The following is a 24,850-nucleotide window of genomic DNA, read 5'->3' as shown; positions in this document are numbered from 1 at the left end:
CGGAGCCCGGAGGGCTGACGGAGGGGCAAGCTGCCCGCGGCGTGGAACCACGCCGCAGGTCTGAATACCCCTCCACCACCGCTTGGCGGCGGTGCCCCTCCCCCTCAGGGGGAGGATCGAAGGCTCAGAGGCTTTCGACATAGTCCTTGTAAGCCGCTTCATCCATGAGCGCTTCCAGTTCGGAAGCGTCCGACAGGGTGATGCGGAACAGCCAGCCGCCGACTTCGGCGTCGGTGTTCACCAGTTCGGGCTGGTCGGCCAGAACTTCGTTGGCTTCGGCGATGGTGCCGGAAACCGGGGTGTAGACGTCCGAAGCGGCCTTCACCGAATCGACGACGGCAACCGAATCGCCCTTTTCGAACGTCGCGCCTTCGGCGGGCAGGTCGACAAAGGTGATGTCGCCCAGCTGGCCCTGTGCGTAGTCGGTGATGCCCACGGTGCCGAGGTCACCCTCGATTTCGATCCACTCGTGTTCCTGCGAGAAATAACGGGTCATGGGAGAGTTCCTCAGCGGTGATAGCGATTGGGGACAAAGGGCATGGCTGCGACGGTGGCGCCCAGCTTCTTGCCCCGGATGTCGATGGAAAGGGCGGTGCCGTCGGCGGCAAGCGCCGCGTCGACATAGGCCATGGCAATGGGATGCTGGAGCGAAGGCGAGAAACCGCCTGAAGTGACGACGCCAACCTCCTGTTCACCATGGAAAACCTTGGCGCCTTCGCGCGCGGCCTGACGGCCTTCGAGCGTGAGGCCGATGCGCTTCTGGGCCGTGCCCTCGGCAAAGTCGCGCTGGACACGGGCCGCGCCGGGGAAACCGCCTTCGAGGCGGCGGCGCTTGTTCACGCCGAAAGCAAGACCGGCTTCGACCGGGCCGCGCTCGGGGTCCATGTCATGGCCATAGAGCGGCAGGCCGGCTTCAAGGCGGAGCGAATCGCGCGCGCCAAGGCCGATCGGCTTCACTTCAGCCTGGGCCAGCAGCAGGTCCGCCACCTCGGCAGCGGCATCGCCGGGGATCGAGATCTCGAAACCGTCCTCGCCGGTATAGCCCGAGCGGCTGATCCAGGCCTCGACGCCGCCCAGCGTGAAGCGCCCGCTCTTCATGAAGGTGAGCGCGGCAACGCCCGGCGCCACGCGCTCCAGCGCATCGACCGCCTTGGGCCCCTGCAGCGCCAGCAGCGCGCGGTCATCGAGGTGGTTGAGCGTCACGTCCTCGGGCAGCAGCTCGTGGAAGACGGCGATGTCGTCCCACTTGGTCGCGCCGTTGACGACAACGTAGAAGCCGTCTTCCTGGCGGGTGACCATGAGATCGTCGAGCACGCCGCCGTTCTCGTCGAGCAGCAGCGAATACCGCACCGAGGCGAGCTTGAGGGTCGAAAGATCGATCGGCAGCGCCGCTTCGAGCGCGGCGTCGACACCCTCGCCGGAAATGAACAGCTGGCCCATGTGGCTGACGTCGAACAGCCCGGCGCTCTCACGCGTCCACAGGTGCTCGGCCATGATCCCTTCGTACTGGACGGGCATCATGTAACCGGCGAATTCGACCATGCGGCCACCGTGATCGCGGTGCCAGCCATCCAGCGGCAACAGCATCGGCGCCAGTTCTTCGGGTTCCTGATCGGAATCGGAAATCGGGTATTCGCTCAAGACATGACTCCGCACAGTTCGGCACACCATTCCAGGTGCCCCCTCTGTCACGGAAACCTGAGAGCTTCCCTTGGCGCGCCCATGACAGGCATGGCCAAAGTTACACCGTCGGCGGCCTCATTCCAAAGGAATGAGACACTTTCCAGAGTCTCGCTATCGACGCTGCGCGGTCCTTTTGCCTGAGAGATTCCGGGGCGGTTGCTCCTTCGGCGCCCACTTCATCCCAAACGCGGCCTAGGCCGCACATGCGAATCGGCAGGTCTCTCCCGCGCTGTCAGCGATGCCTTGTCCCTTGGGTGACCGGTGCGTTTGTGTCAACGCCGCTTGCGCTGCAGTGCCGCACAATTTCGCGCAAGGCCCCGCTGCAAACCCCGCCGCACCCCCCGCCCCGTCCCACCTATCTTTGCGCCCGGCCCAGCACGCGCATCATCGCTGCGTGCTCGTGAATGAAGCGGCCGCGCGTCTTCTCGGCGCTCAGCGCGAGGATCACCTCGGCAAGGCGGCGTACCGTGATCGAGCGGAATTTCGAGAACCGGCCATGCAGCACGGTGGCATCCGCGAGCGGGTTCAAGACTTGCGCCAGGCTTTCCAGCGGGCGGCTCTCGCGGCGCGGGCCGCGCAGCAGACCGGGGCGCAGGATGTCGAGGCGGCGGAAACCCAGCTTGTGGACAGCATCCTCGACGTCGCCCTTGGTGCGCAAGTAGAGGTTGCCGCTCGCCCGGTCGGCGCCAACCGAGGAGACGAGGATGAAATGCGCGATCCCGGCGGCGCGGGCGGCATGCGCCACCTCCAGCACGAGGTCGTGATCGACCGCCCGGAACGCCTCGTCACTGCCCGCCGCCTTGCGCGTGGTGCCGAGCGCGCAGACCAGCACCTCGGCCCGGGCGGCGGCGATGAGCGCAGGCCACTGGTCGCTATCGCCCACCAGCACTTCCATCCGCGCACCTTCCGGCAAGGGCACCTCGCGCCGGGCAACACCGACCACACGCACATCGGCGCGCGCCACGCTGCCGGCGATCACCGCCTGCCCGACCAGCCCGCTCGCCCCGACGAGGCAAAGCCGCCATACAGGCGTTGCGGCTTCAGACATTGCGCAGCCCCTCCGGCGTCGATCCGTAGATCCGCGCGTGACAGGCGATGGCATAGCGGTCGGTCATGCCGGCGATATAGTCGGCGATATGGCGGCTGCGCTGCGGCTCCTGGCGCGGCAAGCCGTCGATCCAGCTTTCCTCCATCAGCACCGGCTCCTGCGAATAGGCGGCATAGAGTTCGGCGATCACCGCCCGCGCGCGGCGCGCGGTTTCGAGCTGTTCGGGGTGGTAATAGAGCTTCTCGTACATGAAGCGCTTGAAGGCCCGCTCCCCCTCCTCGACGTCCGGCGAGAAGGTGACCAGCTGACGCCCCGCGGTGCGCACGTCGTGCACGCTCTCGATGCCGATGAGGTTGGCCCTGGTCTGGGCGATCAGGTCGTTGACCATGAAGCCGATCTGGCTGCGGATAAGCTCCGCCAGTTGCCGGCTGCGCGCCACGCCCGGGAAGCGCCGCTCCACCTCGCGCCAGCGCGCGGCGACAAAGGGATGCGCCAGCAGTTCGTCGAGATCGAGGAACCCCGCGCGCAGGCCATCGTCGATATCGTGGTTGTCGTAGGCAATGTCGTCGGAAAGCGCCGCCACTTGCGCCTCCAGCGAGGCATAGGAGCCGAGTTCGAGGTTATAGGCCGCATCCAGCTCACCCAGCGCCCAGTTCGGCGCGGTGACCGGGCCGTTGTGCTTGGCCAGCCCTTCCAGGGTCTCCCACGTCAGGTTGAGCCCGTCGTGCTCGCAATAGGGCGTCTCGATGCGCATCAGCGTGCGCAGGCAATTGGCATTGTGGTCGAACCCGCCAGCCTGGTGGAGCGCGGCGTCGAGCGCCTCCTCCCCCGCATGGCCGAACGGCGGATGACCGATATCGTGCGCCAGCGCCAGCGCCTCGCTCAGATCCTCGTCGAGCCCGAGGATGCGGGCGATGACACGCGCGATCTGGGCGACTTCCAGGCTGTGGGTCAGGCGCACGCGATAATGATCGCCGTCGGGCGCGATGAAGACCTGGGTCTTGTAGCGCAGGCGGCGGAACGCGATGGAATGGATGATGCGGTCACGGTCGCGCTGATAGGCGCTGCGCGGCCCGCGCGTGCCGCTGTCGTCGGTCAGGAACTCGCGCCCGCGCGTGCGAGCCGGATCGGATGCGTAAGGAGCGAGGGTCAAGCCTTGGTCTTTCCTGGAGCTAGGTCGTGAACTCATCAACGGCCTAGAAATTTCCCGCCGCCCTAGAGCATTTCGAGTGGCGGGGGAAACACCTGACTTGCAACCGCTTCACGTGGCCAGACCGGTCTTGCACAGCGCCGCCGAGGAGGTGGTGACAAGGATCACCTCGCTATCGTCCACCGACTTCACCGCACGCACCCAGGCGCCCAGCGTGGGCTTGTCGCCCTCCAGCTTCTGCAGCTTGACGATCTGGATCAGGTTCAGCCGCTTCATCATGCGCCTGGTCATGCAAGTGGCGACACGGTTCGACATGCCATTCTCGATCAGTGCCGAATGCAGGCGCCAGGCCGCATAGAAATGCGCGCCGACAACCAGAACCACGACAAGACCCGCAAGCAACAGGATTCGCTTCAACATACGCATGCCGCGCCCTTAGCGGCTCATCCTCAATCCGCCAGCGCCTTGTTGATGTCCTCGACCATCTTCTTGGCGTCGGCCAGCAGCATCATCGTCTGGTCCATGTAGAACACGTCGTTGTCGACGCCAGCATAACCCACGCCGCCCATCGAGCGCTTGACGAAAAAGATCGTCTTGGCCTTCTCCACGTCGAACACCGGCATGCCGTAGATCGGCGAGGACTTGTCGGTGCGCGCGGCCGGGTTCACCACGTCGTTGGCGCCGATGATGAAGGCCACGTCGCACTGGGCGAACTCGCCGTTGATGTCCTCCAGTTCGAAGACCTCGTCATAGGGCACGCTGGCTTCGGCCAGCAGCACGTTCATGTGCCCCGGCATGCGCCCGGCGACCGGGTGGATCGCGTACTTCACGTTGACGCCGTGCTTCTTCAGGAGATCCGCCATCTCGCGCAGCACATGCTGCGCCTGCGCCACGGCCATGCCATAGCCGGGAATGATGATGACGTTCTCCGCCTCCTGCATCAGGAAAGCCGCGTCTTCCGCCGATCCGCGCTTCCACGGGCGCTGCTCCCTGCCCTCGCCGCCGCCCGCCGCGTTCTCGGCGCCGAACCCGCCGGCGATCACCGAGATGAAGCTGCGGTTCATTGCCCGGCACATGATGTAGCTGAGGATCGCGCCGGAAGAGCCGACCAAGGCGCCGGTCACGATCATTGCCGTGTTGTGCAGCGTGAACCCCATCGCTGCCGCCGCCCAGCCCGAATAGGAATTGAGCATCGAGACGACCACCGGCATGTCCGCCCCGCCGATCGGGATGATAAGCAGGAAACCGATGACAAAGCTCAGTGCCACGATACCCCAGAACAGATGCGGCGTATCGCCGTGGAACAGGCTGACCAGCACGATGATCGCCAGCAGCGCGGCCAGATTGATCGAGTGGCGCGCGGGCAGCAGGATCGGCGCCCCGCTCATGTTGCCGTTGAGCTTGGCAAAGGCGATCACCGAACCCGAGAACGTGATCGCGCCGATGGCGACGCCCAGCCCCATCTCGATCCGGCTTCCCTTGAGGATGTCCAGCCCGCCCGCCTCCAGGATGCCGAAGGCCGCCGGATTGTAAAAGGCCGCCACGCCCACCAGCACCGCGGCCAGGCCGACCAGCGAGTGGAACGCCGCCACAAGCTGCGGCATCGCGGTCATCTGGATCTTGCGCGCCGTGGTGAGGCCGATCACCGCGCCGATCGCGATGGCGGCAAAAATCTCCAGAAACCGCCAGCCGTCGATGTGGACTTTGTAGTCGGTCCCGATCGCCGTCACGGTGGGCACGTGCGTCACCAGCGTCGTCACCACGGCAATCGCCATGCCCGCCATGCCGTAGCGGTTACCCCTGCGGCTGGTCGCGGGTGAGGAAAGCCCCCGCAGTGCGAGGATGAAGCAGATACCGGCGATCAGGTAGGCGACCGCCACCCAGGGGTTCACCGCGTGGGCCTCCATCACTTCGTCTCCCTGGAGGCCGGCTTGTCCTTCTTCTTGTACATCGCCAGCATGCGCGCGGTGACGGCAAAACCGCCAAAGATGTTGATGCTGGCCAGCATGACCGCGCCCAGCCCCAGCCACTTCGACAGCGGCGAGCCCGGCGCCGCGCTCGCCACAAGAGCGCCGACGACGATCACCGAGGAGATCGCATTGGTCACCGCCATCAGCGGCGTATGCAGCGCCGGCGTCACCGACCAGACGACGTAGTAACCCACGAAGCAGGCCAGCACGAAGATCGAGAGGATCGAGACGAAGTCCATGGCTAGTATTTTCCCTCCCCAGGATCGCGAACTATTCGAACCGCCAGATTTCCGTCGGCCAACTTGCGATAGGCGAACACCCCACCCATGAACTCGCTCAGTTGCTCGCTATCGGTCAATTTGATCTTGGGCGCCCCCTGCTTGCAGACATCTGACCGCCCGATGCACCAAGTCAGCATGCCCTGCCCAAATCGAATTTCGTAATATCCCCAAGGCCCTAGCGCGTTGATGCTACCCTTGAACCACCCGTCGGGCCTGCCATCCTGATCCAGATCGACAAGGCATATCGGCGACTTCCCCATCCCCCCTACGCCGGCCTTGACGAGGACGCCGTTTGCACATGCGATCAGACGATCTGCGGTTGCGGCCGTCATGACCGTGCCGCTGCGCAGAAAGATCCCTGTTTCGGGAAGCGGCACATCGGTCGCCAGCACTACGGCCTTCGCAGGAACCGCTTTGCCGCCGACCCAAGGGCCGTATTTGTCTACGGTTATCGAACGTTCAGCACCTGCATTCGGGACGAGAAGGGTCTCAAATATGTACCTGATCGATCCGGTATCAGTTTTGACCTGCGGCCAGACATTTTGCGGGAGAGCCAGCATCGCTATTGCGAGTCCAAAAGCGATGGCCCTCACCCCAACAGCCTCTCGTTCACCACCTTGCCGCCCCGCGTCAGCCGGATCGCATTGCCGATCTCCTCGTCAAGCACCGGCCTGCCCTGCTCCTTGTCCCAGAACGCCGAGATGAAATTGAACAGGTTGCGCGCGAACAGCGCCGAAGCGTCAGCGGGCAGATGCGCGGGCGTGTTCGAATAGCCGACGATCTTCACCCCGTGGCGCACCACCACCTGGTCCGCCTCGGAACCCTCGACATTGCCGCCTTGCGACACTGCCAGATCATAGATCACACTGCCCGGCTTCATCGTCGCGATCTGCGCGTCGGTGATGAGGCGTGGTGCCGCCCGGCCCGGAATGAGCGCCGTCGTCACCACAATGTCCTGCTTGGCAAGGTGCCCGGAAACCAGTTCGGCCTGTGCCTGCCGGTACTCCTCGCTCATTTCGGTGGCATAGCCGCCGGAGCCTTCCCCCTCGATCCCCGCCACGGTTTCGACAAAGATCGGCTTGGCGCCCAGCGACAGGATCTGCTCTTTCGTGGCCGAGCGCACGTCCGTTGCCGAGACTTGCGCGCCAAGGCGGCGGGCGGTGGCGATCGCCTGCAATCCGGCAACGCCCACGCCCATGACAAAACACTTGGCCGCCGTGACCGTGCCGGCCGCCGTCATCATCATCGGGAAGGCCCGGCCGTAGAGATTGGCGGCGACCAGCACCGCCTTGTAGCCCGCCAGGTTCGATTGCGAGGAGAGGATATCCATCGACTGCGCGCGGGTGATGCGCGGCATGAATTCCATCGCCAGCGCCTCGATACCGGCTGCGGCGTAAGCATCCACCCGCGCCCGGTTCCCGAAGGGATCGAGCCCGGCCGCCACCCATGCCCCAGCCTTCGCGCCGGACAGCAAGGCGGGATCCGGGCCCTGCACGCCAAACACCACATCCGCGCCGGCAATCACCTGCGCCGCCGGGCCGACTTCGGCCCCGGCCGCCCCATAGTCGTCATCGCCGATGCTGGCCGCAAACCCTGCGCCCGTTTCCACCGCGACGCTTGCGCCAAGCGCGATGAGCTTCCTGACGGTCTCCGGCGTAGCCGAAACCCGCGTTTCACCCGCCGCCCGCTCTTTCAGGACGGCGAAGCGCGTGCCCGCCACCGGGCGGCTCAGGACGCGATCAGGCCGACGACGAGGACAACGATCACCAGCACGACTGCCGTGCCCCAGACCGTCGCCTTGATGAAGCTGTTGTAGGTTTCGGTAGCTGCCTTGATGTCCGTGCCGGAAGCCATCAGATGAAATCCCCTGTTGCGCGCCTTGGCGAGGTCCGCCGCTTTCAAAAGCGTTGTCATTCTTGTGTTATTGCCGATGGTCTAACCTTGCAGGGCGCCGGGCTCAAGGGCCTTGGCATCGCGATGGCGCCGGATTGATGCCATTTCGGATCGAACTTGAGACTGGAGACTCCCTTAAGGTTCAACAATCGGCTAGCCCTGAACGCGGCGTCAGGCTTAAGTTGCTCTTTACCGGTTTGACCTAAGTCTCTGGCACCACAACAAGGGGGCGCAAGAACAAGCGTAAGAAATGGCGGATTCCGAACAACGCCTCCTCATGCTGATCGACGACGAACCTGCGCAGAGCCGCCTCATCTCGGCGCTGGCGGCGCGGGAAGGTTGGCGCACGCTGATCGCCCGTGACCCCGAAACCGCGATCGCCACGCTCGGCACCCGCCAGGGCATGCAGCTTTCCGCCATCGTTCTCGACCAATGGGTACCGGGCGACGATGCCTGCGCGCTGATCGCCGAACTCAAGGTGCGCCGCCCGGCATTGCCGATCCTGATGCTCACCGCCAATACCTCGCCGCTGCTGGCGGTGGAGGCGATGCGCGCGGGCGCGACCGACTATCTGGTCAAGCCCATCGCGCCGGACCGGCTCATGCACGCGCTGCGCTCGGCCACCACGCGCGAAGCCCCGCGCGACGAACTGGCGCCGCTGACCGAGAAGATGCCCTCCACCCCCGATTTCGAATCGATGATCGGGGCCTCGCCCAATTTCCGCAAGGCGCTGGCGGTCGCCGCCAAGGCCGCGCGCGGGCACGGCCACGTGCTGATCGAAGGCGAAAGCGGCACCGGCAAGGAAGTGCTGATTCGCGCGATCCACGCCGCCAGCCCCCGCGCCAAGTCGCCTCTGCGGATCGTCAATATCGCCGGACTGGCCGCCAACTCGATCGAATCCAACCTGTTCGGCCACGAAAAAGGCGCCTTTCCCGGCGCGTTCGAACGGCAGATCGGCGCCATGCAGCATTGCGACGGCGCCACCATCGCGCTCGACGAGGTGGACCGCCTTCCCCTCAGCGTCCAGGAACGCCTGCTGGAATCGCTGCGCAAGAACGACGTGCGCCCGATCGGCGCGCGCCATTCGTTCCGGGTCGACGTGCGGGTCATTGCCGCCAGCAACATGCCCTTGCAGGACCTTGTCGATGTCGGCGAATTCCTGCCGGACCTGCTGGAACTGCTCTCGCCCACCAAGGTCGAGCTGCCGCCGCTGCGCGAGCGGACGGGCGACATCCCCGCCCTCACCCGCTTTTTCCTCGCCCGCATCGGCGAGCAGCCGGGCCTCAGGGAACTGGGCATCACCGACGGCGCCCTCTCGCTGCTTGCCGCCTATGACTGGCCGGGCAACGTCCGCCAGCTCCAGGCCGTACTGTTCCGCGCGGCGGTATTCTGCGACGGCGATGCGCTGACTTCGGACGATTTCCCCCAGCTTCTCAGCATCCTCGGCACCGATTCGTCGAGCGTGGCGGCCAATCCGCGCCAGGAAAGCTCGGGCGTCATGCTCTACACGCCGGACGGCCACTTGCGCCCGCTGGAGGATATCGAGGCGGACGTGATCCGTCTCGCCATCGGCCTGTATCGCGGACGCATGACCGAAGTCGCGCGCCGGCTCGGGATCGGCCGGTCCACGCTCTATCGCAAGCTCAGCGAACTCGGCATCGACAACGCGGCATAACGATAGGCGGCATAACGATAGGCGGCCCCGGAGCCGTAGCTCCGAGGCCGCCGCCCCTTGCGGGGCTGCCCCCAAGGGGATTGCAGGCGCCATACCAGGCTGCGGTGATGCGGAGGCATCAGCCGCCTGGAACGCTCAGGCGCCGCGCGGGCTTGACCAATCTGCTCTCAGTCAAGCCTAGCGCAGGCCGAGATTACAGCGCTTCGAGATAGACCTGCGGCACGCGGTAGCCGCGCTTGGCCATGTACTTCACGTACTTGCCGCGCTCATGCGAAAGCTCGGTGGCATATTCGCTGTAGGCATCGCGCTGGTCCTCGATGTCGCTGGCGCGGCGCAGATCGCTGGCGAGTTCCTTGCGGCTCTCGTTCACGTTGATGCGATAGTCATACCACTTGCTGTTCTGGATCCCGCCGATCGGGCTCTGGATGATGCGGGCTTCCTCGCCGCGCGCCACTTCCTTTTCGTACATCGTCGGTATGGCGATCGCGGCACCGGCGGGAACGAGGGCCATGGCAACCAGTGCGGTGCGGAAAATCGTCTTCTTCATGGGGACTTCTCCCTTGGCTTCGTGTGGTCGGTTCGATGGAGAAACGAGCCGAAACACGATTTTGCTCAAGCCGGAGAGACGAACCGGGGCGCCGGACGGACGATCCGAGACCGGACGCGGCCATGCGGTCACCAGGCGACACAGCAGGAGCGCGCATTCATCCGGGGGCAATCCCGGGTTCATCCGCCAGCCAGTTTTGTCGCAGAAATCAGCGCGGGAGCTGGCCGAAATCGGTCAGTGCGGCGTCGCGCAGGCCGCGCCAGACGTGGACCGCCTGCACCGTCTCGCGCACATCGTGGACACGCAGGATATGCGCGCCCGCATCCATCGCCCTGATCGCCAGCATCAGCGAGCCGCCGAGCCGGTCATGCGCGGGCGCCTCGTTGGAAAGCGCGCCGATCATGCGCTTGCGGCTGGCGCCGACGTAAAGCGGATGGCCAAGGCCGTGGAAGATCGCGAGGCCGTTCATCAGCGCGAGGTTCTCGGCCAGGGTCTTGCCGAAGCCGACGCCGGGGTCGAGCATGATGTTCTCGGGCCGGATGCCCGCGGCCAGGCACTCGTCCCGGCGCCGTTCGAGCCAGTCGTAGACGTCCAGCACCACGTCGGCGTAAGTGCCGTTGGAATGGAGGTCGTCCGCCTTGCCCGGCGCGTGCATCAGCACCACCGGCGCGCCCGATGCCGCCGCGAGTTCGACGCTGCGCGGATCGTAGCGCAAGGCCGAGACGTCGTTGATGATATGCGCGCCCGCTGCCAGCGTGGCTTCCATCACCGCCGGTCGGCGGGTGTCGACACTGATCGCAGCCCCCATGGCGACAAGCTGCTCGACCATCGGCACCACGCGCCTGATCTCATCGCCTTCCCACACCGCGCCGGCGCCGGGACGGGTGGATTCGCCGCCGAGGTCGATCATCGCCGCGCCCGCTTCGAGCATGGCGGCGGCGTGACCGGAGGCGACATCGGGCTTGTCGAGGAACGCGCCGCCGTCCGAGAAACTGTCCGGCGTCATGTTGAGGATGCCGGCGACTTGCGGCTGTTCGAGGCGGATCGTGCGCGCACCGCCGCCTGCCAGCTTCAGCTGGAGCGGTGGGTGGATCTTCTTGAAGTTTGCCCACTGTGTCTCGGCCGCAGCCGCCAGATCGTCCGGCAGCGCCGCCAGCGCGGCGGGCACATCGGCCGCGCCCAGCCGGTCGCGCGAGACCACCTTGCCGTTTTCCCGCACGATCAGCGCGAAGCGGCTGGCCCAGACCAGCGAACCGGCGAGGCGGACGGCCTCGCCGTCCTCGCACTGCGGGCTTTGGGCGAAGGCGATGGGCTGGATGTAGATCTGGCGAGTCATGGAGCGGCCCTTAGCCTTTGCGCGGGCCACGCAGAACAGGTTTCGGGGCCCACCCCGTATTTTGCCCAATCACCTCTCGCTAAGAATGAACCGCCCTTCGATCGGTCTCGAAGGGCGGTTCAGAAGCCTCAGGGCTCGGTGGCCAGAATGTAAAGCTGGCGGATCGCGTCGATCGGCTTGACCTGACCTTCATGCTCAAGGTGCCAGAACGTCCAGCCGTTGCACGAAGGCGCGCCCTGGAGTTCCTTGCCAAGGCCGTGGATCGAGCCGGTCACCTTGTCGGCGGCCAGCGAACCATCGGCGCGCACCACAGCGCGGAAGCGGTTCTTCTTGTCCGAAAGCACCGTGCCGGGGGCGATCCAGCCGGTCTCGATCAGCGTGCCGAACGCCACCTTGGGCGCGGTGCGCTTCGACTGCATGGTCTTGAGGGCACGCTCGTCGAGCGGCAGCGCCATCTCGATGCGCTCCAGCGCGGCTTCGCGGTAGTCACCCTCACGCTCGCAGCCGATCCACTCGCGGCCGAGGCGCTTGGCGACGGCGCCGGTGGTGCCGGTGCCGAAGAACGGGTCGAGCACGACGTCGCCCTCGTTGGTGGTGGCCAGCATCACGCGGTAGAGCAGCGCCTCGGGCTTCTGGGTCGGGTGAACCTTGCGGCCGCCCTTCTTGAGGCGCTCGGCACCGTTGCAGATCGGCAGGACCCAGTCCGAACGCATCTGCAGCTCGTCGTTCAGCGTCTTCATCGCGCGGTAGTTGAAGGTGTACTTCGACTTCTCGCCCATCGAGGCCCAGATCAGCGTTTCATGGGCATTGGTGAAGCGGGTGCCCTTGAAGTTCGGCATCGGGTTGGCCTTGCGCCACACGATGTCGTTGAGGATCCAGAAGCCCATGTCCTGCATGATCGCGCCGAGGCGGAAGATGTTGTGGTACGAACCGATCACCCACAGCGAGCCCTCGGGCTTGAGCACGCGGCGGGCCTCGGTCAGCCAGTCACGGGTGAACTGGTCGTAGACGGCGAAGCTGGAGAACTTGTCCCAGTCGTTGGTGACAGCGTCCACATGGCTGCCGTCCGGACGCGACAGGTCGCCGCCGAGCTGGAGGTTGTAGGGCGGGTCGGCGAAGACCATGTCGACGCTGGCGTCGGGAATGGTGCGCATCGCCTCGATGCAGTCGCCCGGGATGATCTGGCCGAGGGGCAGCAGTTCCTTCGGCGTCGGCGCGGGTGCGCGAGCGCGGATCTTCTGCTTGACGAGTAGCTGGCCCATGTTTGCTCCGGGGAATTTGAACTGTGGATTGACTCCCCAATGAGTCTTTCGGGATTCACCGTCAAGCTGCGACTCGCCGGATTCCCTAGTGATTCACCTGTTCAGCACTATGGAACAAAACGAATCCCACACAAGATATCGAGTCATGAGGGAATCACCTGACTCAACATCTTGGGGTTCGCGACTCGGCAGCGACTCGCGCGATTCCGGCAAATTTTTTTATCAACACCGCCGCATGCGAAATGCACAGCCGCGTCGTTGAACCTGCCCGAGTCCGGCAGGGCGCGATGAAATTCAAATCCCCGCGTAGTCGACCCCGGTCATCGCCGCGCTGATCTCCCAGAGCCGCCGCGCCGCGTCGGGATCGGTGGCGGAAGCCCTGCGCCTGGCCACGCCCGAGGGGCCGGAGAGTTCGCCAAAACGCTGCGGGCCGTAATATTGCCCCGGCTCGACCGCCCCCGTCGCCACCTGCAAGGTCGGCCAGGCGCCGTCCTCGGCATTGTTGAGCACCCGCCCCGCAATCGGGAAGAGCGCCCGGAATGCCAGCGAGTGGCGTCCCAGTTCGGTGGAAGCCACCCCCGGATGGCAGGCCAGGGCCGTGACCGGCGAACCCGCCGCGCGCAGGCGCCGGTCGAGTTCGTACATGTGCAGCAGGTTCATCAGCTTGCTGTCGCCATAGCGCTTGGAGCGGCTGTAGCCGCGATGCGCGTCGAGATCGTCCCAGTCGACCCTGCCGCGCCGGTGGGCAAGGCTGGCGGTAATGACAACGCGGCCAGCCTGAACTTCGGCGAGCTTGGGCAGCAGCAGCCCCGTGAGCGCAAACGTGCCAAGGTGGTTCACGCCGAACTGCAGTTCATGCCCCTGCACGGTGCGCTCCAGCGGCGGCACCATGACGCCGGCGTTGTTGACCAGCACATCGAGCCGGGGCTCGTCCCGCGCCACGATGCCTGCGCATTCGCGCACGCTGGCAAGGTCCGCCTGATCGAGCGGCACGAAGGCGAGATTGGCGCCGGGCACCTCCATGCGGATGTGCTCCATGGCGAGCCGGGCCTTGTCCTCACTGCGGCAGGCCAGCAGCACGCGGGCGCCGCGCGCGGCCAGCACTCTTGTCACCTCGAAGCCGAGGCCGGTATTGGCGCCGCTGACAAGGAAGCACTTGCCGGCCTGCCCGGTCACGTCGGCCGCGGTAAATCCCGTCACAACATCATCTCCAGTTGAGCGACCGGCGCGAAGCTGCGGCGGTGGTGGATGGTGGGCCCATGGACGCGCAGCGCCTCGAGGTGCTGGGCGGTGCCGTAGCCGGCATTGCGCTCCCAGCCGTAGTGTGGATGGACCAGCGCCAGATCGCGCATGATGCGGTCGCGGTGTTCCTTGGCGATGATCGAGGCGGCGGAAATGCACGGCTCCACCGCGTCGCCGCCAACGATGGCGCGGGCCTTCCAGCGCCACTCCGCCGTGCGGCCCTGCGGGGTCATGTTGCCGTCGATCAGGACCTCGTCCGGCTCCTCGCCCAATTGCGCGCAGAGCGCGGCGACCGCGCGGGTCATCGCCAGCATCGTCGCGCCGAAGATGTTGAGGCGGTCGATCTCCTCCACGTCCACCACGCCCACCGCCCAGCGGCAGCGGCGCTTGATCGCCTCTTCCAGTTCGGCGCGGCGCCGGGCGGAAAGCTTCTTGGAATCGTCCAGCCCCGCAGGCCGGGGCTTGCACAGCACGACCGCGCCCGCCACAACCGGCCCTGCCAGAGGGCCACGCCCTGCCTCATCCACCCCGATGATCAGGCGGCCCGGTGCGCTGGCGGCAAGGGATTTACTCGACGTGACCAAGCGGAAAAACTCCAGATCGTTCCTGGCTGCGGTATCGCCCGTCGCCTGCATCCTCGCAAGCTGCGGTGCGGCAGGCTCGGGGGATAAGGCCTCGGCGGCCGCGACCGAGGCGGCGCCCTTCAAGGTGGAACAGGTCGCCGCGTTCGACGAGTCCTGGGCGATGGACATCGACGCGGCCACCGGGGCCATGATCGTCACCGAGAAGAAGGGCGCGATCCGCCTGCGCCTGGCCGACGGCACCCTGGGCGAAGTCTCCGGCGCACCGACGGTCGCCTACGGCGGACAGGGCGGGCTTGGCGACGTGATCTTCGCACCGGGGCAAAGCGGCAAGACGCCGGCCAAGACCCTGGACGGCCGCGTGGTCTATCTCAGCTGGGCCGAGGCGGGCGAAGGCGAGACGCGCGGCGCCGCCGTCGGCAAGGCCACCCTCTCCTGCCCGCAGCCGGCAAGCTGCGCGCTGCAGGGCCTTCAGGTGATCTGGCGCCAGACCCCCAAGGTTTCCGGCGAAGGCCACTATTCGCACCGCCTGACCTTCTCGCCCGATGGCCAGTACCTCTTCGTCAGTTCCGGTGAGCGGCAGAAGTTCACGCCTGCGCAGGATCTTGGCACCAATCTCGGCAAGATCGTGCGCCTGCTGCCCGATGGCACGCCCGCCCCGGGCAACCCCTTTGCCGGTAGACCCGCCCCGACCAGCCAGATCTGGTCCTACGGTCACCGCAATGTCCTTGGCCTCGTGTTCGACGACAAGGGGCGGCTCTGGGATCTCGAGCATGGACCTGCGGGCGGTGACGAGATCAACCTGGTGAAGCCGGGGCAGAACTATGGCTGGCCGCTGGTTTCGGACGGCGACCACTATGACGGCAAGCCGATCCCGCGCCACAAGACCCGTCCCGATCTTGCCGCGCCGGCGATCAGCTGGAACCCGGTGATCGCGCCGGGAGACTTCATCTTCTATACCGGCGACCGCTTCCCGCAGTGGAAGGGCAAGTTCGTGATCGCCTCGTTCTCCGAACCCGGCCTCGTCACCGTGCGGATCGACGGCGAGAAGGCGATCGAGGAAGCGCGCTACCCGCTCGGCAACCGCATCCGCGAGATCCAGCAGGGCCTCGACGGATCGATCTGGCTGCTGGAAGACGGCCCGGCGCCGGATTCCGGGCACCTGCTGCATCTCACGCCGCAAACCTAGGCGGCTATTTGAAATTCGCTGCAGGCGAATTTGCGGCACCAGCCCACTCCCGTCCCGAAGAACACGAAAAGGTCCGGCGGACCTTTTCGCTGAGGGGGCCGACCACCCACTAGTGTACCCTGATGGGTGGTCGGGTGGGGGAGTGGGCTGGTGCCGCCACGAAAATGCCGGGACGGCATTTTCCAAACAGACACTAATCCCGCATTAGCCGAATTGAATCGACAAAGGCGCGCGCCAATCCTATCGGCGCGCGCCATGTCCGAAACCATCCCCGACACCGCCACGCTCATCCCGCTCGACAATGTCGATCCCGCGCTCGTCGAAGCGCTGCTCGACCGTGCGTTCGAGCCGGAGCGACACACGCGCACCGCCTACAAGGTACGCGAGGGGACCGAATGGCTGCCCGGCCTGTCCTTCGCCGCGCTCGACAGCGCCGAGATGCTGGTCGGCTCGATCCAGTGCTGGCCGGTGGCACTCACCGATGGCGAAGGCCGTGCCCATCCGCTGATCATGGTCGGCCCGGTCGCCGTGCTGCCCGAACTGCAGGGACAGGGCTTCGGCAAGGCGCTGGTATCGGCCAGCCTCGCCGGGATCGACGCCCGCGCGCCGCTGCCGCAAGTGCTGATCGGCGATCCCGAGTACTACGAGCGCTGGGGCTTCACCAGCGAGGCCACCGGCGGCTGGAGCCTGCCCGGCCCGTTCGAGCAGCACCGCCTGCTGGTGCGCAGCGAAAATCCCGCCGTCCTCCCGCGTGAGGGCATGCTGGGGCCCTGGCTCCGCTAATTGGGGCTGCGCTGATTGGGGCTGCGCTGATCCACAACAACCGGCCCGCGTTAAATCGCAGGCTGGACCTTGGCGCGGGCGTCCCTATCTGGCATCGCGATAGCCATGCCTTATGACGTGCCGCCCGATCTGAACGCGCTGACGCTCTCGCAAGCGGCCGAACTCATGGCCGCGCGCAAGTTGCCGCCGGTGTCGCAGTGGTCGCCTGCGGTCATCGGCGACAGCGAAATGCGCATCGCGGCGGATGGCCGCTGGTTCCATCAGGGCGGTGAGATCCGCCGTCCCGCGATGGTCCGCGCCTTCGCCTCGCTGCTGCTGCGCGACGATGAGGGCCGGCACTGGCTGGTCACGCCCGCCGAAAAGCTTTCCATCGAAGTCGAGGACGCCGCCTTCATCGCCACCGACGTGCGCGCCGAGGGCGATGCGCTGGTTTTCCGCCTCAACACCGACGATCTTGTCATCGCCGGGCCCGACCACCCGATCCGCAGCCATGGCGATCCCGAAACCCCGGCGATCTACCTTTCCGTGCGCAACGGCACCGAAGCCCGCCTCAACCGCAGCACTTATGGCCAGCTTGCCGAAATCGCGTTCGCGGGCGGCGATCTGTCGGTAACCAGCCAGGGCGCGACGTTCGATCTGGTGCCGGCATGAGCCTGCTGTTCGACCGCCTGCGCCCGCGTTTCGAGGCCGCCCACAGGAACGCCCCGCCACAGCTCTGGCTCGATCCGCGCATCGAGAATATCCCGGAGTTCAAGCCCGCCGCCGTCCTCATCACGCTGACCGAGCGGGAAAAACCCGGCACCCTGCTGCTCCACCGCCCCTCCACCATGCGCGCCCATCCCGGCCAGATCGCGTTTCCCGGCGGCCGGCTGGATGACGGCGAGACCGCGATCGAAGCGGCTCTGCGCGAAGCGGACGAGGAACTGGGCATCCATCCGCGCGACGTGCAGGTGCTGGGCACCAGCGACGTCTACCGCACCGGCAGCGGCTACGAGATCACCCCGGTCCTCGCGGTGATCCCCGCCGACCTGCCGATCCACCCCAACCCGGCCGAAGTGGCGCAGTGGTTCGAGGCGCCGATGGGCTATCTCCTCGATCCCGCCAACCAGCAGCACTGCTCGGTCGAGTGGGAAAACCGCTACCACCGCTTTGTCGAGATCAACTGGCACGACCACCGCATCTGGGGCGTGACCGGGGCGATCCTTCACAACCTTTCCCGCAGGCTCGACTGGAATGACTGAACACTTGCCCGCCCGCATCGCACCCGAATGGATGCACCGGGAGGACATCGCCGCGCTGGTCGACACGCTGGGCGCGCAGAACGTCCGCTTCGTCGGCGGCGCCGTGCGTGACACGCGGCTCGGCCTGCCGGTGAAGGACATCGACATGGCCACCACGCTGGAACCGGACGAAGTGATGATCCGCCTCAAGCGCGCCGACATCCACCGCGTGCCGACCGGCATCGAACACGGCACCGTGACCGCCGTGCTGCCCGGCGGGCCGGTGGAGATCACCACCCTGCGCCACGACGTCTCCACCGACGGTCGCCGTGCCACCGTGGAGTTCGCCGAGGACTGGCGCGACGATGCCGCCCGCCGGGACTTCACGATCAACGCACTCTATGCCGATCCGCTGAACGGCGAAATCGTCGACTATTTCGGCGGCCTTGCCGACCTTGCCGAGCGCCGCGTGCGTTTCATCGGCGACGCCCGCCAGCGCATCCGCGAGGATCACTTGCGGATCCTGCGCTACTTCCGCTTCCAGGCCCGGTTCGGGTCGCAACCGGCGGACGAGGAAGCCGAACGCGCCTGCTCCGAACTCGCCGCCACGCTCAAGGGCCTGTCCCGCGAGCGCGTGGGCATGGAGATGATGAACCTCCTCGGCCTGCCCGATCCCGCGCCGACCGTAGCGCGCATGGCAGAGCTTGGCGTGCTTGCCGTCATCCTGCCCGAAGCCGATCCCGCTGCCCTTGCCGCGCTGGTCGCTGCCGAGCAGGCACAGGACATCGGCCCCGATCCGCTGCGCCGTCTTGCCGCGCTGCTACCGGCGCAAGTGCCGCTGGCCGAACAGGTTGCCTCGCGCTTTCGCCTCTCCGGCGCGCAGAAAAAGCGCCTGGCCCTCGCCGCCGCGCGCGAGGCCGAGCCCGGCGAGGCCCGCGCCCTCGCCTACCGCCTCGGCCAGGACGGCGCGCTCGACCGGCTGCTGATCGCCGGGGCCGACGCCGCATCGATCACCGGCTGGCAGATCCCCGCGTTTCCGCTGAAAGGCGGCCAGATCGTCGCTCGCGGCGTCAGCGCCGGGCCGCAAGTCGCCCGCCTGCTGCGCCGCGTGGAAGAGCGCTGGATTGCCGAAGGCTTCCCCGCGGCGGCCCGCGTCGATGCCCTGCTCGACGCCGAACTGGCGGAGCAGAACTCGTGAATCTCGGCGAACTATCCGAATTCCTCTACCAGAAGCCGCTGATGGCGCTGACCATCGCGGCGATCCTGGTCTCGATCCTGGCGGGCATGCTGACGGTGCGTTACCCGCGCCTCAGCCACGGGCTGCGCAACACCTCCTATCTGGGCCTCACCGCCGCCCTGCTGCTGACCGTGGCCAGCCTCGCCGGCAACGCCCACCGCTCCGACGCCGCGCTCTGGCTCGACCAGTTGCGCCCGGCCACGGTGCAAGGCGCGCAGACCGTGCTACCGCTGCGCACCGACGGACATTTCTGGGTGGAAGCGCAGCTCAACGGCCAGCCGGTGAACTTCCTCATCGATACCGGCGCGACCTATACCGGCATCTCGCAATCCGTCGCCCAGCGCGCCGGGATCCTGCCGGACGACGGCGATCAGGGCGTGATGCTGGATACCGCGAACGGCACCATCGTCGCCCGCATGGCGACCGCCGGCTCGCTGCGCTTCGGCTCGATCGAGGCGACCTCGCTGCCGGTCGCCATCGGGCCGGACAACGAGGTGGAAACCAATGTGATCGGGATGAACCTGCTCTCGCAGCTCGGATCGTGGCGGGTGGAGAACAACCAGCTGATCCTGGTGCCCAAGGCTGCCGCTTCGGGCGGGTGAAGAAGAAAGGTTAAAGCAGGGGAGCGTAGCCTGAGCCGTCGCACGCCCTCACAACAAACACCTCGTCGCCCCCGCGCAGGCGGGGGCCCCGCTACCTTCTGCCAAACCGCGAAGGAAAAGCGGGGTCCCCGCCTGCGCGGGGACGACAAGGTTTAATCTCGCAAAAGCTAACCCTGGAACTTGTTGTCGCGCGGGAATCCGGTCGGCGGCAAGCGGCCGGCCGCGCCGCGCGCGACCTTCCACAGGCCCATGTCCTTCTCGTTGCGCGTGCGGCCGGTCTCGCCGCCCATCGTCCACGAAAGACCATCCTCCAGCCTGAGGGTAATGAGGTCCGACAGCCCGCCGTCGCGGTAGCGCTGGAGCGTGACGCCCTGCCCCTTGGCCATCAGCGGCAGTTCCTCGAGGCTGAAGATCACCAGCTTGCGGTTGTCGCCCACCACGGCCACGTGATCGTGCTCCGCCGGAATCTCGCGCACGATCTTGAGGTGGATGCCCGGCTTGGTGGACATTACCGCACGGCCCTTGCGGGTTTCGGCAAGCAGGTCCTCGGCTTCCACCGCGAAGCCGCGCCCGATGTTGGAGGCCAGCAGGATCTGCGACTTCGGCTTGTAGACCAGCGCGGCGATGATGTGCGCATCGGCATCGATGTCGACCATCGTGCGGATCGGCTCGCCAAACCCGCGCGCACCCGGCAGCTTGTCGGCGCCGACCGTGTAGAAACGGCCATTGTCGAGCGCGATCAGGATCTTGTCGGTGGTCTGCGCATGGAAGGCGAAAGCCGGGCCATCGCCTTCCTTGAACTTGAAATCGCCGTCCAGAGCCACGTGCCCCTTGGCCGCACGCACCCAGCCGCGCGCCGAGAGGATCACCGTCACCGGCTCCTTCTCGATCATCGCGTCCATGCTGAACTCGACCGTCGGCCTGGCCTGCGCGATCGTCGTGCGGCGACGGCCGAGCACGGTATCCTCGGCATATTCCTTGCGTAGCGTGGTCAGGTCGCGCTTCAGGCGCGTGCGCTGGCGGGCCGGGCTTTCGAGCAGCTTGTTGAGTTCGTCCTGCTCCTTCAGCAGGTCCTCATGCTCCTTGCGAAGCTCCATCTCCTCCAGCTTGCGCAAGGAACGCAGGCGCATGTTGAGGATGGCTTCGGCCTGACGGTCGGTCAGCTCGAACTCGGCCATCATCACCGCCTTGGGCTCGTCCTCGGTGCGGATGATCTCGATGATCCGGTCGAGGTTGAGGTAGGCGATGATGTAGCCGGCAACCAGCTCCAGCCGCGAGGCGATCTTTTCCAGCCGGTGCCGGGTGCGGCGCAGCAGGATGTCGATCTGGCTGTAGACCCATTCGGACAGCAGCAGCTTGAGGCCCATCACCCCCGGCGTGCGGTGCGAATCCAGCACGTTGAGATTGAGCGAGAAGCGGCTTTCGAGATCGGTGAGCTTGTAGAGGCTCTCCTTCAGCATCTCGGGATCGACGTTGCGGCTCTTGGGCACAAAGACGATGCGGATCTGCTCGTCGCTCTCGTCGCGGATGTCTTCGAGGATCGGCAGCTTCTTGTCGCCGATCAGCGCGGCGACCTGCTCGATCAGCTTGCCCTTGGGCAGCATGTAGGGGATTTCGGAAATGACCAGCTGCCACTGGCCGCTGCCCAGCTTCTCGATCCCGGTCTCTTCCCAGTTGCCCGCCTCGTCCTTTCCGGTCGAGAACCGGCCGCGCACGCGGAACGCGCCCTTGCCGGTCTCGTAGGCGTGGCTGATCGCCTCGGGGCTGTCGACCACCAGGCCGCCGGTCGCGAAGTCCGGGCCGTGGAACACCTGCATGAGCTGGTCATGCTCGGCCTGGGGATTGTCGATCAGCATCATCGTCGCATCGATGATCTCGGCGACGTTGTGGCTGGGGATCGAGGTGGCCATGCCCACGGCGATGCCGGTCGAGCCGTTCGCCAGCAGGTTCGGGAACATGCCGGGGAAGATGTCCGGCTCGCTCTCTTCGCCGTTGTAGGTGGGAACGAAATCGACGGTGCCTTCGTCCAGCCCCGCCATGAGGTGGATCGCCGTGCGTGTCAGGCGCGCTTCGGTATAGCGGTAGGCGGCGGCGTTATCGCCGTCGATATTGCCGAAGTTGCCCTGCCCCTGCACCAGCGGATAGCGCAGCGAGAAGTCCTGCGCGAGGCGGACCATCGCATCGTAGACCGAGGCGTCGCCATGCGGGTGGTATTTGCCGATGACGTCGCCGACGACGCGGGCCGACTTCTTGTAGGCACTGGCGGGATCGAGCTTGAGCTGCCGCATCGCCCAGAGCAGGCGGCGGTGCACCGGCTTCATCCCGTCGCGCAAGTCCGGCAGCGAGCGCGCCGTGATCGTCGAGAGCGCATAGACGAGGTAGCGCTGCGAGAGCGCGGCATCGAAAGGCGCGTCGACAATGGCGTCGAACGGATCGGAGTCTTCGTCGGTCGTGGTCACCATGCGCGGAACCTAGCAGCGCCCCGCCCGGTGCCAAGTCGGATTCCAGCGTTTTCCAGAGCTTGGTTTCCCGATTCGTTCCGATTTATCGCGATCAGCCGATCTGCATGTCCCGCGAGAGGCCGGGGATGCGCACTTCAAGGCCGTCGAGCGCGTCCGTCAGTTCGATCTGGCAGGCAAGGCGGCTGGTGCGGGTGACGCCGGCGGCAAGGTCCAGCATGTCTTCCTCGTCGTTGGAGGCAGGCTCCAGAACGTCGAACCAGTCGGGCGAGACGATCACGTGACAGGTGGAACAGGCCATCTGCCCCTCGCAGGTTCCCTCAAGCGGCATGCCGCAGCGCTGCGCAAGCGCAAGCAGGCGCGTGCCCGGTTCGGCCTCGGCCGTGACGGAGGCTCCTTCGGCGGTAACAAATCTGACGTTCAACAATTCAGACTCCCTGCACCGCTGCCGCGGCTTCTATTCGTGTGCAGGCATCCTCGATTTCCCTGAGGCCACTATATCTCCCGAATCCCAGACGGATAGAGCTTTTGGCCTCCGCGTCCGAAAGTCCCAGTGCCTTGAGCACGTGACTGGGCCGTCCCGAGCCGCTGGCGCAGGCGGAACCGGCGGAAAACGCGATGTTCCGAAGGTCCGACATCAGCCGCGCGACATCGAGCCCCGCCAGCCGCAGATTGAGGTTTCCGCGCCAGCGATGCTCGGCCGAGCCGTTCAGCACCCAGCGGGCAAGGATCGCGCGGGCGTGGGCCCAGAGCATTTCGACATGGGCGGCGTCCTCGTCCATGCGGGTCGCCGCCAATGCCGCCGCCGCGCCGAACCCGGCACAGAGCGCGGGGCTCAGCGTGCCGGAGCGCAGGCCCTGCTCCTGACCGCCGCCGTGGATCAGCGGCTTGAGGTCGATCCCATCGCGAATCCACAGCGCGCCGATGCCCTTGGGGCCGTAGAGCTTATGCGCCGAGATCGCGATCAGGTCCGCGCCCTGGGGCGCGGCGAGCTTGCCCGCGCCCTGCACCCCGTCGCACAGGAACAGCGCGCCTGCCCGGTGCGCCGCCTCGGCCAGCGCCTCGACCGGCTGGATCGTGCCGATCTCGTTGTTGACCTGCATCACCGCGACAAGGCCGGACCCCTCCGGGATCGATGCATCGCTGGCGATCAGTCCTTGGCCATCGACGGGCAGCACCGACACCTCGGGATCGATCGCCCGCGCGGTGTCCAGCACGGCGGCATGCTCGATGGCCGAAACGGCGAGACGCCGCGCGCCGCTGCCCTGCAGCGCGAGGTTGATCGCCTCGGTAGCGCCCGAGGTGAAGATCACCCTCCCACCCGGCGGCAAAAGCGCCGCAACCTGCTCGCGCGCGACCTCGACGATGGCGGCGCCGCCGCGCCCCGGCCGATGCGGGCTGTGCGGATTGGCGAACCCCATGCCCTCAGGCCCGCCCAGCCAGGGCAGCATGGCGTCGCGCGCCTCCGGGGCGAGCGGGGTGGTGGCCTGATAGTCGAGGTAGATCACGCGTTCACCTGCGCCCAGGCCTCGGCAAAGGCATCGAGTTCGGCGGGCGTGGTGTTCCAGCCGATGCTCACACGCACGGTGCGGCGGGCAAGATCCTCGTCGATGCCGAAGCCCTTCAGCACCCGGCTCTGCTTGAGCGTACCCGAGGAACAGGCGCTGCCCGCCGAGATCGCGAAGCCCATCGCATCCATGCGGATGAGCATTGCCGTCGCCGCCAGACGCGGCGCGGCCACGGCAAAGATATGCGAGCACTGCACCCCGGGCTGGATCACCTCGCCATGCCTGAACAGCGCGTTCTTGAAATCGAACCGCTGCTCGGCGGTGGTTGCCCAGTCCTCCAGCCCGCGCGCCTCAAGCGCCGCTGCAAAGCCCATCGCGCCGGGCAGGTTTTCGGTGCCCGCACGGTAGCCGCGCTCCTGCCCGCCGCTCGGCTCCAGCATGGCCCAGTCCTTCACCAGCAGCGCGCCGATGCCGATCGGGCCGCCCAGCTTGTGCGCCGACAGCACCACCATGTCGGCATCGGGAAGCGGCGCCTTGCCGGCGCTTTGCGAACAGTCCGCCAGCACCAGCCCGCCCGCCGCGCGCACCTGCTCGATCAGCGGATTGCGTGCGTAGGGCAGCAAGATCGTGCCGGTTTCCGAATTGACCGACTGGACCGCGACCACCGCCCGTCCACCGTCAGCCAACGCAGCCGCCAGAGCCTCGGGATCGACCTCGCCTTCGCGCACCGGCAATTCCAGCGCGCCGGGCGCGGCACGAAACACCGCATCGTGCTCCACCGCCGAGACCAGCCGCCGCTCCGCCTTGGCCCGGCCAAGCCCAATCGCCAGGGCCTCGCTGGCGCCCGAGGTGAAAATCAGTTCACCCTGCCAGCCGAGCGCCTGTTTCACCCGTTCGCGCGCCTGCTCCAGCGCGGCGCGGGCGGCGCGTCCGGCCTTGTGCGGACTGGACGGATTCGCCCAGATCGCGGCGCCTTCAAGCCAGGCTTCGCGCGCTTCGGGCATGATCGGAGTGGTCGCGGCGTGATCGAGATAGATCGTTTGAGAGGCCATGTTCTGCAAAAGTTGTTTTTGGGCCCAGTGTTTCTATATAGCGATCCATTCCTTTACCACTCCCGTGAATGTCGATGCGGCCAATGGCCGGCGGTATTTCGCGGGAGTTTCAACAGGTCAGGCCCGCAAAAC

26 protein-coding genes and 2 riboswitches are annotated in these 24,850 nt (G+C 66.5%); of the genes, 7 read left to right on the top strand and 19 right to left on the bottom strand.

Annotated elements, in window-relative coordinates; translation table 11 throughout:
- Positions 1-124: 124 nt before the first annotated feature.
- From gcvH to DM450_RS05975, 10 genes are all read right to left on the bottom strand, one after another.
- Complete coding sequence (gcvH, locus tag DM450_RS06020) at positions 125-496, bottom strand: glycine cleavage system protein GcvH (RefSeq protein WP_142633294.1); 372 nt, start codon at positions 494-496, stop codon at positions 125-127.
- 11 nt (positions 497-507) lie between these two features.
- Positions 508-1,641: a glycine cleavage system aminomethyltransferase GcvT gene (gene gcvT / locus DM450_RS06015; RefSeq protein ID WP_370584525.1), complete on the bottom strand. Its 1,134-nt coding sequence runs from the start codon at positions 1,639-1,641 to the stop codon at positions 508-510.
- Positions 1,642-1,675: 34 nt separating this feature from the next.
- Positions 1,676-1,797, bottom strand: a riboswitch (glycine riboswitch).
- A gap of 1 nt (position 1,798) precedes the next feature.
- A riboswitch (glycine riboswitch) is annotated at positions 1,799-1,920 on the bottom strand.
- Between the two features lie 118 nt (positions 1,921-2,038).
- On the bottom strand, positions 2,039-2,731 hold the full coding sequence (locus DM450_RS06010; RefSeq protein WP_142633291.1) for an NAD(P)H-binding protein: 693 nt from the start codon (positions 2,729-2,731) through the stop codon (positions 2,039-2,041).
- Positions 2,724-3,884 (bottom strand): deoxyguanosinetriphosphate triphosphohydrolase, encoded by a 1,161-nt coding sequence (locus DM450_RS06005; RefSeq protein ID WP_142633289.1) that lies wholly within the window; start codon positions 3,882-3,884, stop codon positions 2,724-2,726. The genes DM450_RS06010 and DM450_RS06005 overlap by 8 nt, the downstream gene beginning before the upstream one ends.
- 108 nt (positions 3,885-3,992) lie before the next feature.
- Positions 3,993-4,307 (bottom strand): hypothetical protein, encoded by a 315-nt coding sequence (locus tag DM450_RS06000; protein ID WP_142633287.1) that lies wholly within the window; start codon positions 4,305-4,307, stop codon positions 3,993-3,995.
- A gap of 23 nt (positions 4,308-4,330) precedes the next feature.
- Positions 4,331-5,788 (bottom strand): NAD(P)(+) transhydrogenase (Re/Si-specific) subunit beta, encoded by a 1,458-nt coding sequence (locus DM450_RS05995; RefSeq protein WP_142633285.1) that lies wholly within the window; start codon positions 5,786-5,788, stop codon positions 4,331-4,333.
- Complete coding sequence (locus tag DM450_RS05990; protein ID WP_142633283.1) at positions 5,788-6,090, bottom strand: NAD(P) transhydrogenase subunit alpha; 303 nt, start codon at positions 6,088-6,090, stop codon at positions 5,788-5,790. Before DM450_RS05990 ends, DM450_RS05995 begins: the two co-directional genes overlap by 1 nt.
- 2 nt (positions 6,091-6,092) lie before the next feature.
- Positions 6,093-6,692, bottom strand: a complete 600-nt coding sequence (locus DM450_RS05985) for a hypothetical protein (protein ID WP_142633281.1) — start codon at positions 6,690-6,692, stop codon at positions 6,093-6,095.
- A gap of 29 nt (positions 6,693-6,721) precedes the next feature.
- The gene (locus tag DM450_RS05980; RefSeq protein WP_142633279.1) at positions 6,722-7,852 is read right to left on the bottom strand and encodes an NAD(P) transhydrogenase subunit alpha; all 1,131 of its coding nucleotides are present in this window, start codon (positions 7,850-7,852) and stop codon (positions 6,722-6,724) included.
- Positions 7,853-7,860: 8 nt separating this feature from the next.
- The gene (locus DM450_RS05975; protein WP_142633277.1) at positions 7,861-7,986 is read right to left on the bottom strand and encodes an aa3-type cytochrome c oxidase subunit IV; all 126 of its coding nucleotides are present in this window, start codon (positions 7,984-7,986) and stop codon (positions 7,861-7,863) included.
- 289 nt (positions 7,987-8,275) lie between these two features.
- On the opposite strand from DM450_RS05975, the gene DM450_RS05970 reads away from it, so the two are divergent.
- On the top strand, positions 8,276-9,700 hold the full coding sequence (locus tag DM450_RS05970; RefSeq protein WP_142633276.1) for a sigma-54-dependent transcriptional regulator: 1,425 nt from the start codon (positions 8,276-8,278) through the stop codon (positions 9,698-9,700).
- Between the two features lie 193 nt (positions 9,701-9,893).
- Here the strand turns inward: DM450_RS05970 and DM450_RS05965 are convergent, their stop codons facing one another.
- The 5 genes from DM450_RS05965 to DM450_RS05945 form a co-directional block, all read right to left on the bottom strand.
- The gene (locus tag DM450_RS05965) at positions 9,894-10,247 is read right to left on the bottom strand and encodes a hypothetical protein (protein ID WP_142633274.1); all 354 of its coding nucleotides are present in this window, start codon (positions 10,245-10,247) and stop codon (positions 9,894-9,896) included.
- Between the two features lie 208 nt (positions 10,248-10,455).
- Positions 10,456-11,583: a dihydropteroate synthase gene (folP, locus tag DM450_RS05960; RefSeq protein ID WP_142633272.1), complete on the bottom strand. Its 1,128-nt coding sequence runs from the start codon at positions 11,581-11,583 to the stop codon at positions 10,456-10,458.
- A 128-nt stretch (positions 11,584-11,711) separates the two neighbouring features.
- Complete coding sequence (locus DM450_RS05955; protein WP_142633270.1) at positions 11,712-12,845, bottom strand: site-specific DNA-methyltransferase; 1,134 nt, start codon at positions 12,843-12,845, stop codon at positions 11,712-11,714.
- Between the two features lie 294 nt (positions 12,846-13,139).
- Entirely contained in the window at positions 13,140-14,045 is a 906-nt protein-coding gene (locus DM450_RS05950; RefSeq protein ID WP_142633268.1) for an oxidoreductase, read from the bottom strand.
- Positions 14,042-14,671, bottom strand: a complete 630-nt coding sequence (locus DM450_RS05945) for a ribonuclease HII (RefSeq protein WP_242526158.1) — start codon at positions 14,669-14,671, stop codon at positions 14,042-14,044. Before DM450_RS05945 ends, DM450_RS05950 begins: the two co-directional genes overlap by 4 nt.
- On the opposite strand from DM450_RS05945, the gene DM450_RS05940 reads away from it, so the two are divergent.
- The 6 genes from DM450_RS05940 to DM450_RS05915 all read left to right on the top strand — a co-directional run bounded on the left by DM450_RS05940 (position 14,664) and on the right by DM450_RS05915 (position 19,699).
- Complete coding sequence (locus DM450_RS05940; protein ID WP_260610233.1) at positions 14,664-15,857, top strand: PQQ-dependent sugar dehydrogenase; 1,194 nt, start codon at positions 14,664-14,666, stop codon at positions 15,855-15,857. The genes DM450_RS05945 and DM450_RS05940 overlap by 8 nt on opposite strands.
- Positions 15,858-16,112: 255 nt before the next feature.
- Positions 16,113-16,640 carry a GNAT family N-acetyltransferase gene (locus DM450_RS05935; protein WP_142633263.1) on the top strand — a complete coding sequence of 176 codons (528 nt, stop codon included), beginning with the start codon at positions 16,113-16,115 and terminating at the stop codon, positions 16,638-16,640.
- A gap of 105 nt (positions 16,641-16,745) precedes the next feature.
- A complete protein-coding gene (locus tag DM450_RS05930) occupies positions 16,746-17,291 on the top strand; it encodes a DUF1285 domain-containing protein (RefSeq protein WP_142633261.1) in 546 nt (181 codons plus the stop codon).
- Positions 17,288-17,881, top strand: a complete 594-nt coding sequence (locus DM450_RS05925) for a CoA pyrophosphatase (RefSeq protein ID WP_142633259.1) — start codon at positions 17,288-17,290, stop codon at positions 17,879-17,881. The genes DM450_RS05930 and DM450_RS05925 overlap by 4 nt, the downstream gene beginning before the upstream one ends.
- Complete coding sequence (locus DM450_RS05920; RefSeq protein ID WP_142633257.1) at positions 17,874-19,058, top strand: CCA tRNA nucleotidyltransferase; 1,185 nt, start codon at positions 17,874-17,876, stop codon at positions 19,056-19,058. Before DM450_RS05925 ends, DM450_RS05920 begins: the two co-directional genes overlap by 8 nt.
- Positions 19,055-19,699 (top strand): TIGR02281 family clan AA aspartic protease, encoded by a 645-nt coding sequence (locus DM450_RS05915; protein WP_142633255.1) that lies wholly within the window; start codon positions 19,055-19,057, stop codon positions 19,697-19,699. Before DM450_RS05920 ends, DM450_RS05915 begins: the two co-directional genes overlap by 4 nt.
- Positions 19,700-19,866: 167 nt before the next feature.
- On the opposite strand, the gene parC is transcribed toward DM450_RS05915, so the two are convergent.
- The 4 genes from parC to DM450_RS05895 all read right to left on the bottom strand — a co-directional run bounded on the left by parC (position 19,867) and on the right by DM450_RS05895 (position 24,718).
- Complete coding sequence (parC, locus tag DM450_RS05910; RefSeq protein WP_142633253.1) at positions 19,867-22,161, bottom strand: DNA topoisomerase IV subunit A; 2,295 nt, start codon at positions 22,159-22,161, stop codon at positions 19,867-19,869.
- 91 nt (positions 22,162-22,252) lie between these two features.
- The gene (locus tag DM450_RS05905; RefSeq protein ID WP_142633251.1) at positions 22,253-22,585 is read right to left on the bottom strand and encodes a 2Fe-2S iron-sulfur cluster-binding protein; all 333 of its coding nucleotides are present in this window, start codon (positions 22,583-22,585) and stop codon (positions 22,253-22,255) included.
- Between the two features lies 1 nt (position 22,586).
- The gene (locus DM450_RS05900) at positions 22,587-23,666 is read right to left on the bottom strand and encodes a cysteine desulfurase family protein (RefSeq protein WP_142633249.1); all 1,080 of its coding nucleotides are present in this window, start codon (positions 23,664-23,666) and stop codon (positions 22,587-22,589) included.
- Positions 23,663-24,718: a cysteine desulfurase family protein gene (locus DM450_RS05895; RefSeq protein ID WP_142633247.1), complete on the bottom strand. Its 1,056-nt coding sequence runs from the start codon at positions 24,716-24,718 to the stop codon at positions 23,663-23,665. Before DM450_RS05895 ends, DM450_RS05900 begins: the two co-directional genes overlap by 4 nt.
- Between the last annotated feature and the right edge of the window lie 132 nt (positions 24,719-24,850).

The sequence above is a fragment of the Sphingomonas sp. IC081 genome (assembly GCF_006874585.1).
Classification (GTDB): domain Bacteria; phylum Pseudomonadota; class Alphaproteobacteria; order Sphingomonadales; family Sphingomonadaceae; genus Novosphingobium.
This window is presented reverse-complemented; position numbering and strand designations above follow the sequence as displayed.

Bases quoted from the DNA above. Each gene is read 5' to 3' on its own strand.
- DM450_RS05925 (WP_142633259.1), top strand. From the start codon at position 17,288: ATGAGCCTGCTGTTCGACCGCCTGCGCCCGCGTTTCGAGGCCGCCCAC.
- DM450_RS05970 (WP_142633276.1), top strand. From the start codon at position 8,276: ATGGCGGATTCCGAACAACGCCTCCTCATGCTGATCGACGACGAACCT.
- gcvH (WP_142633294.1), bottom strand. From the start codon at position 496: ATGACCCGTTATTTCTCGCAGGAACACGAGTGGATCGAAATCGAGGGT.
- DM450_RS05955 (WP_142633270.1), bottom strand. From the start codon at position 12,845: ATGGGCCAGCTACTCGTCAAGCAGAAGATCCGCGCTCGCGCACCCGCG.
- DM450_RS05935 (WP_142633263.1), top strand. From the start codon at position 16,113: ATGTCCGAAACCATCCCCGACACCGCCACGCTCATCCCGCTCGACAAT.
- DM450_RS05965 (WP_142633274.1), bottom strand. From the start codon at position 10,247: ATGAAGAAGACGATTTTCCGCACCGCACTGGTTGCCATGGCCCTCGTT.
- DM450_RS05985 (WP_142633281.1), bottom strand. From the start codon at position 6,692: ATGCTGGCTCTCCCGCAAAATGTCTGGCCGCAGGTCAAAACTGATACC.
- DM450_RS05990 (WP_142633283.1), bottom strand. From the start codon at position 6,090: ATGGACTTCGTCTCGATCCTCTCGATCTTCGTGCTGGCCTGCTTCGTG.
- DM450_RS06010 (WP_142633291.1), bottom strand. From the start codon at position 2,731: ATGTCTGAAGCCGCAACGCCTGTATGGCGGCTTTGCCTCGTCGGGGCG.
- DM450_RS05930 (WP_142633261.1), top strand. From the start codon at position 16,746: ATGCCTTATGACGTGCCGCCCGATCTGAACGCGCTGACGCTCTCGCAA.
- folP (WP_142633272.1), bottom strand. From the start codon at position 11,583: ATGACTCGCCAGATCTACATCCAGCCCATCGCCTTCGCCCAAAGCCCG.
- DM450_RS06000 (WP_142633287.1), bottom strand. From the start codon at position 4,307: ATGCGTATGTTGAAGCGAATCCTGTTGCTTGCGGGTCTTGTCGTGGTT.
- parC (WP_142633253.1), bottom strand. From the start codon at position 22,161: ATGGTGACCACGACCGACGAAGACTCCGATCCGTTCGACGCCATTGTC.
- DM450_RS05995 (WP_142633285.1), bottom strand. From the start codon at position 5,788: ATGGAGGCCCACGCGGTGAACCCCTGGGTGGCGGTCGCCTACCTGATC.
- DM450_RS05920 (WP_142633257.1), top strand. From the start codon at position 17,874: ATGACTGAACACTTGCCCGCCCGCATCGCACCCGAATGGATGCACCGG.
- DM450_RS05975 (WP_142633277.1), bottom strand. From the start codon at position 7,986: ATGGCTTCCGGCACGGACATCAAGGCAGCTACCGAAACCTACAACAGC.
- DM450_RS05895 (WP_142633247.1), bottom strand. From the start codon at position 24,718: ATGGCCTCTCAAACGATCTATCTCGATCACGCCGCGACCACTCCGATC.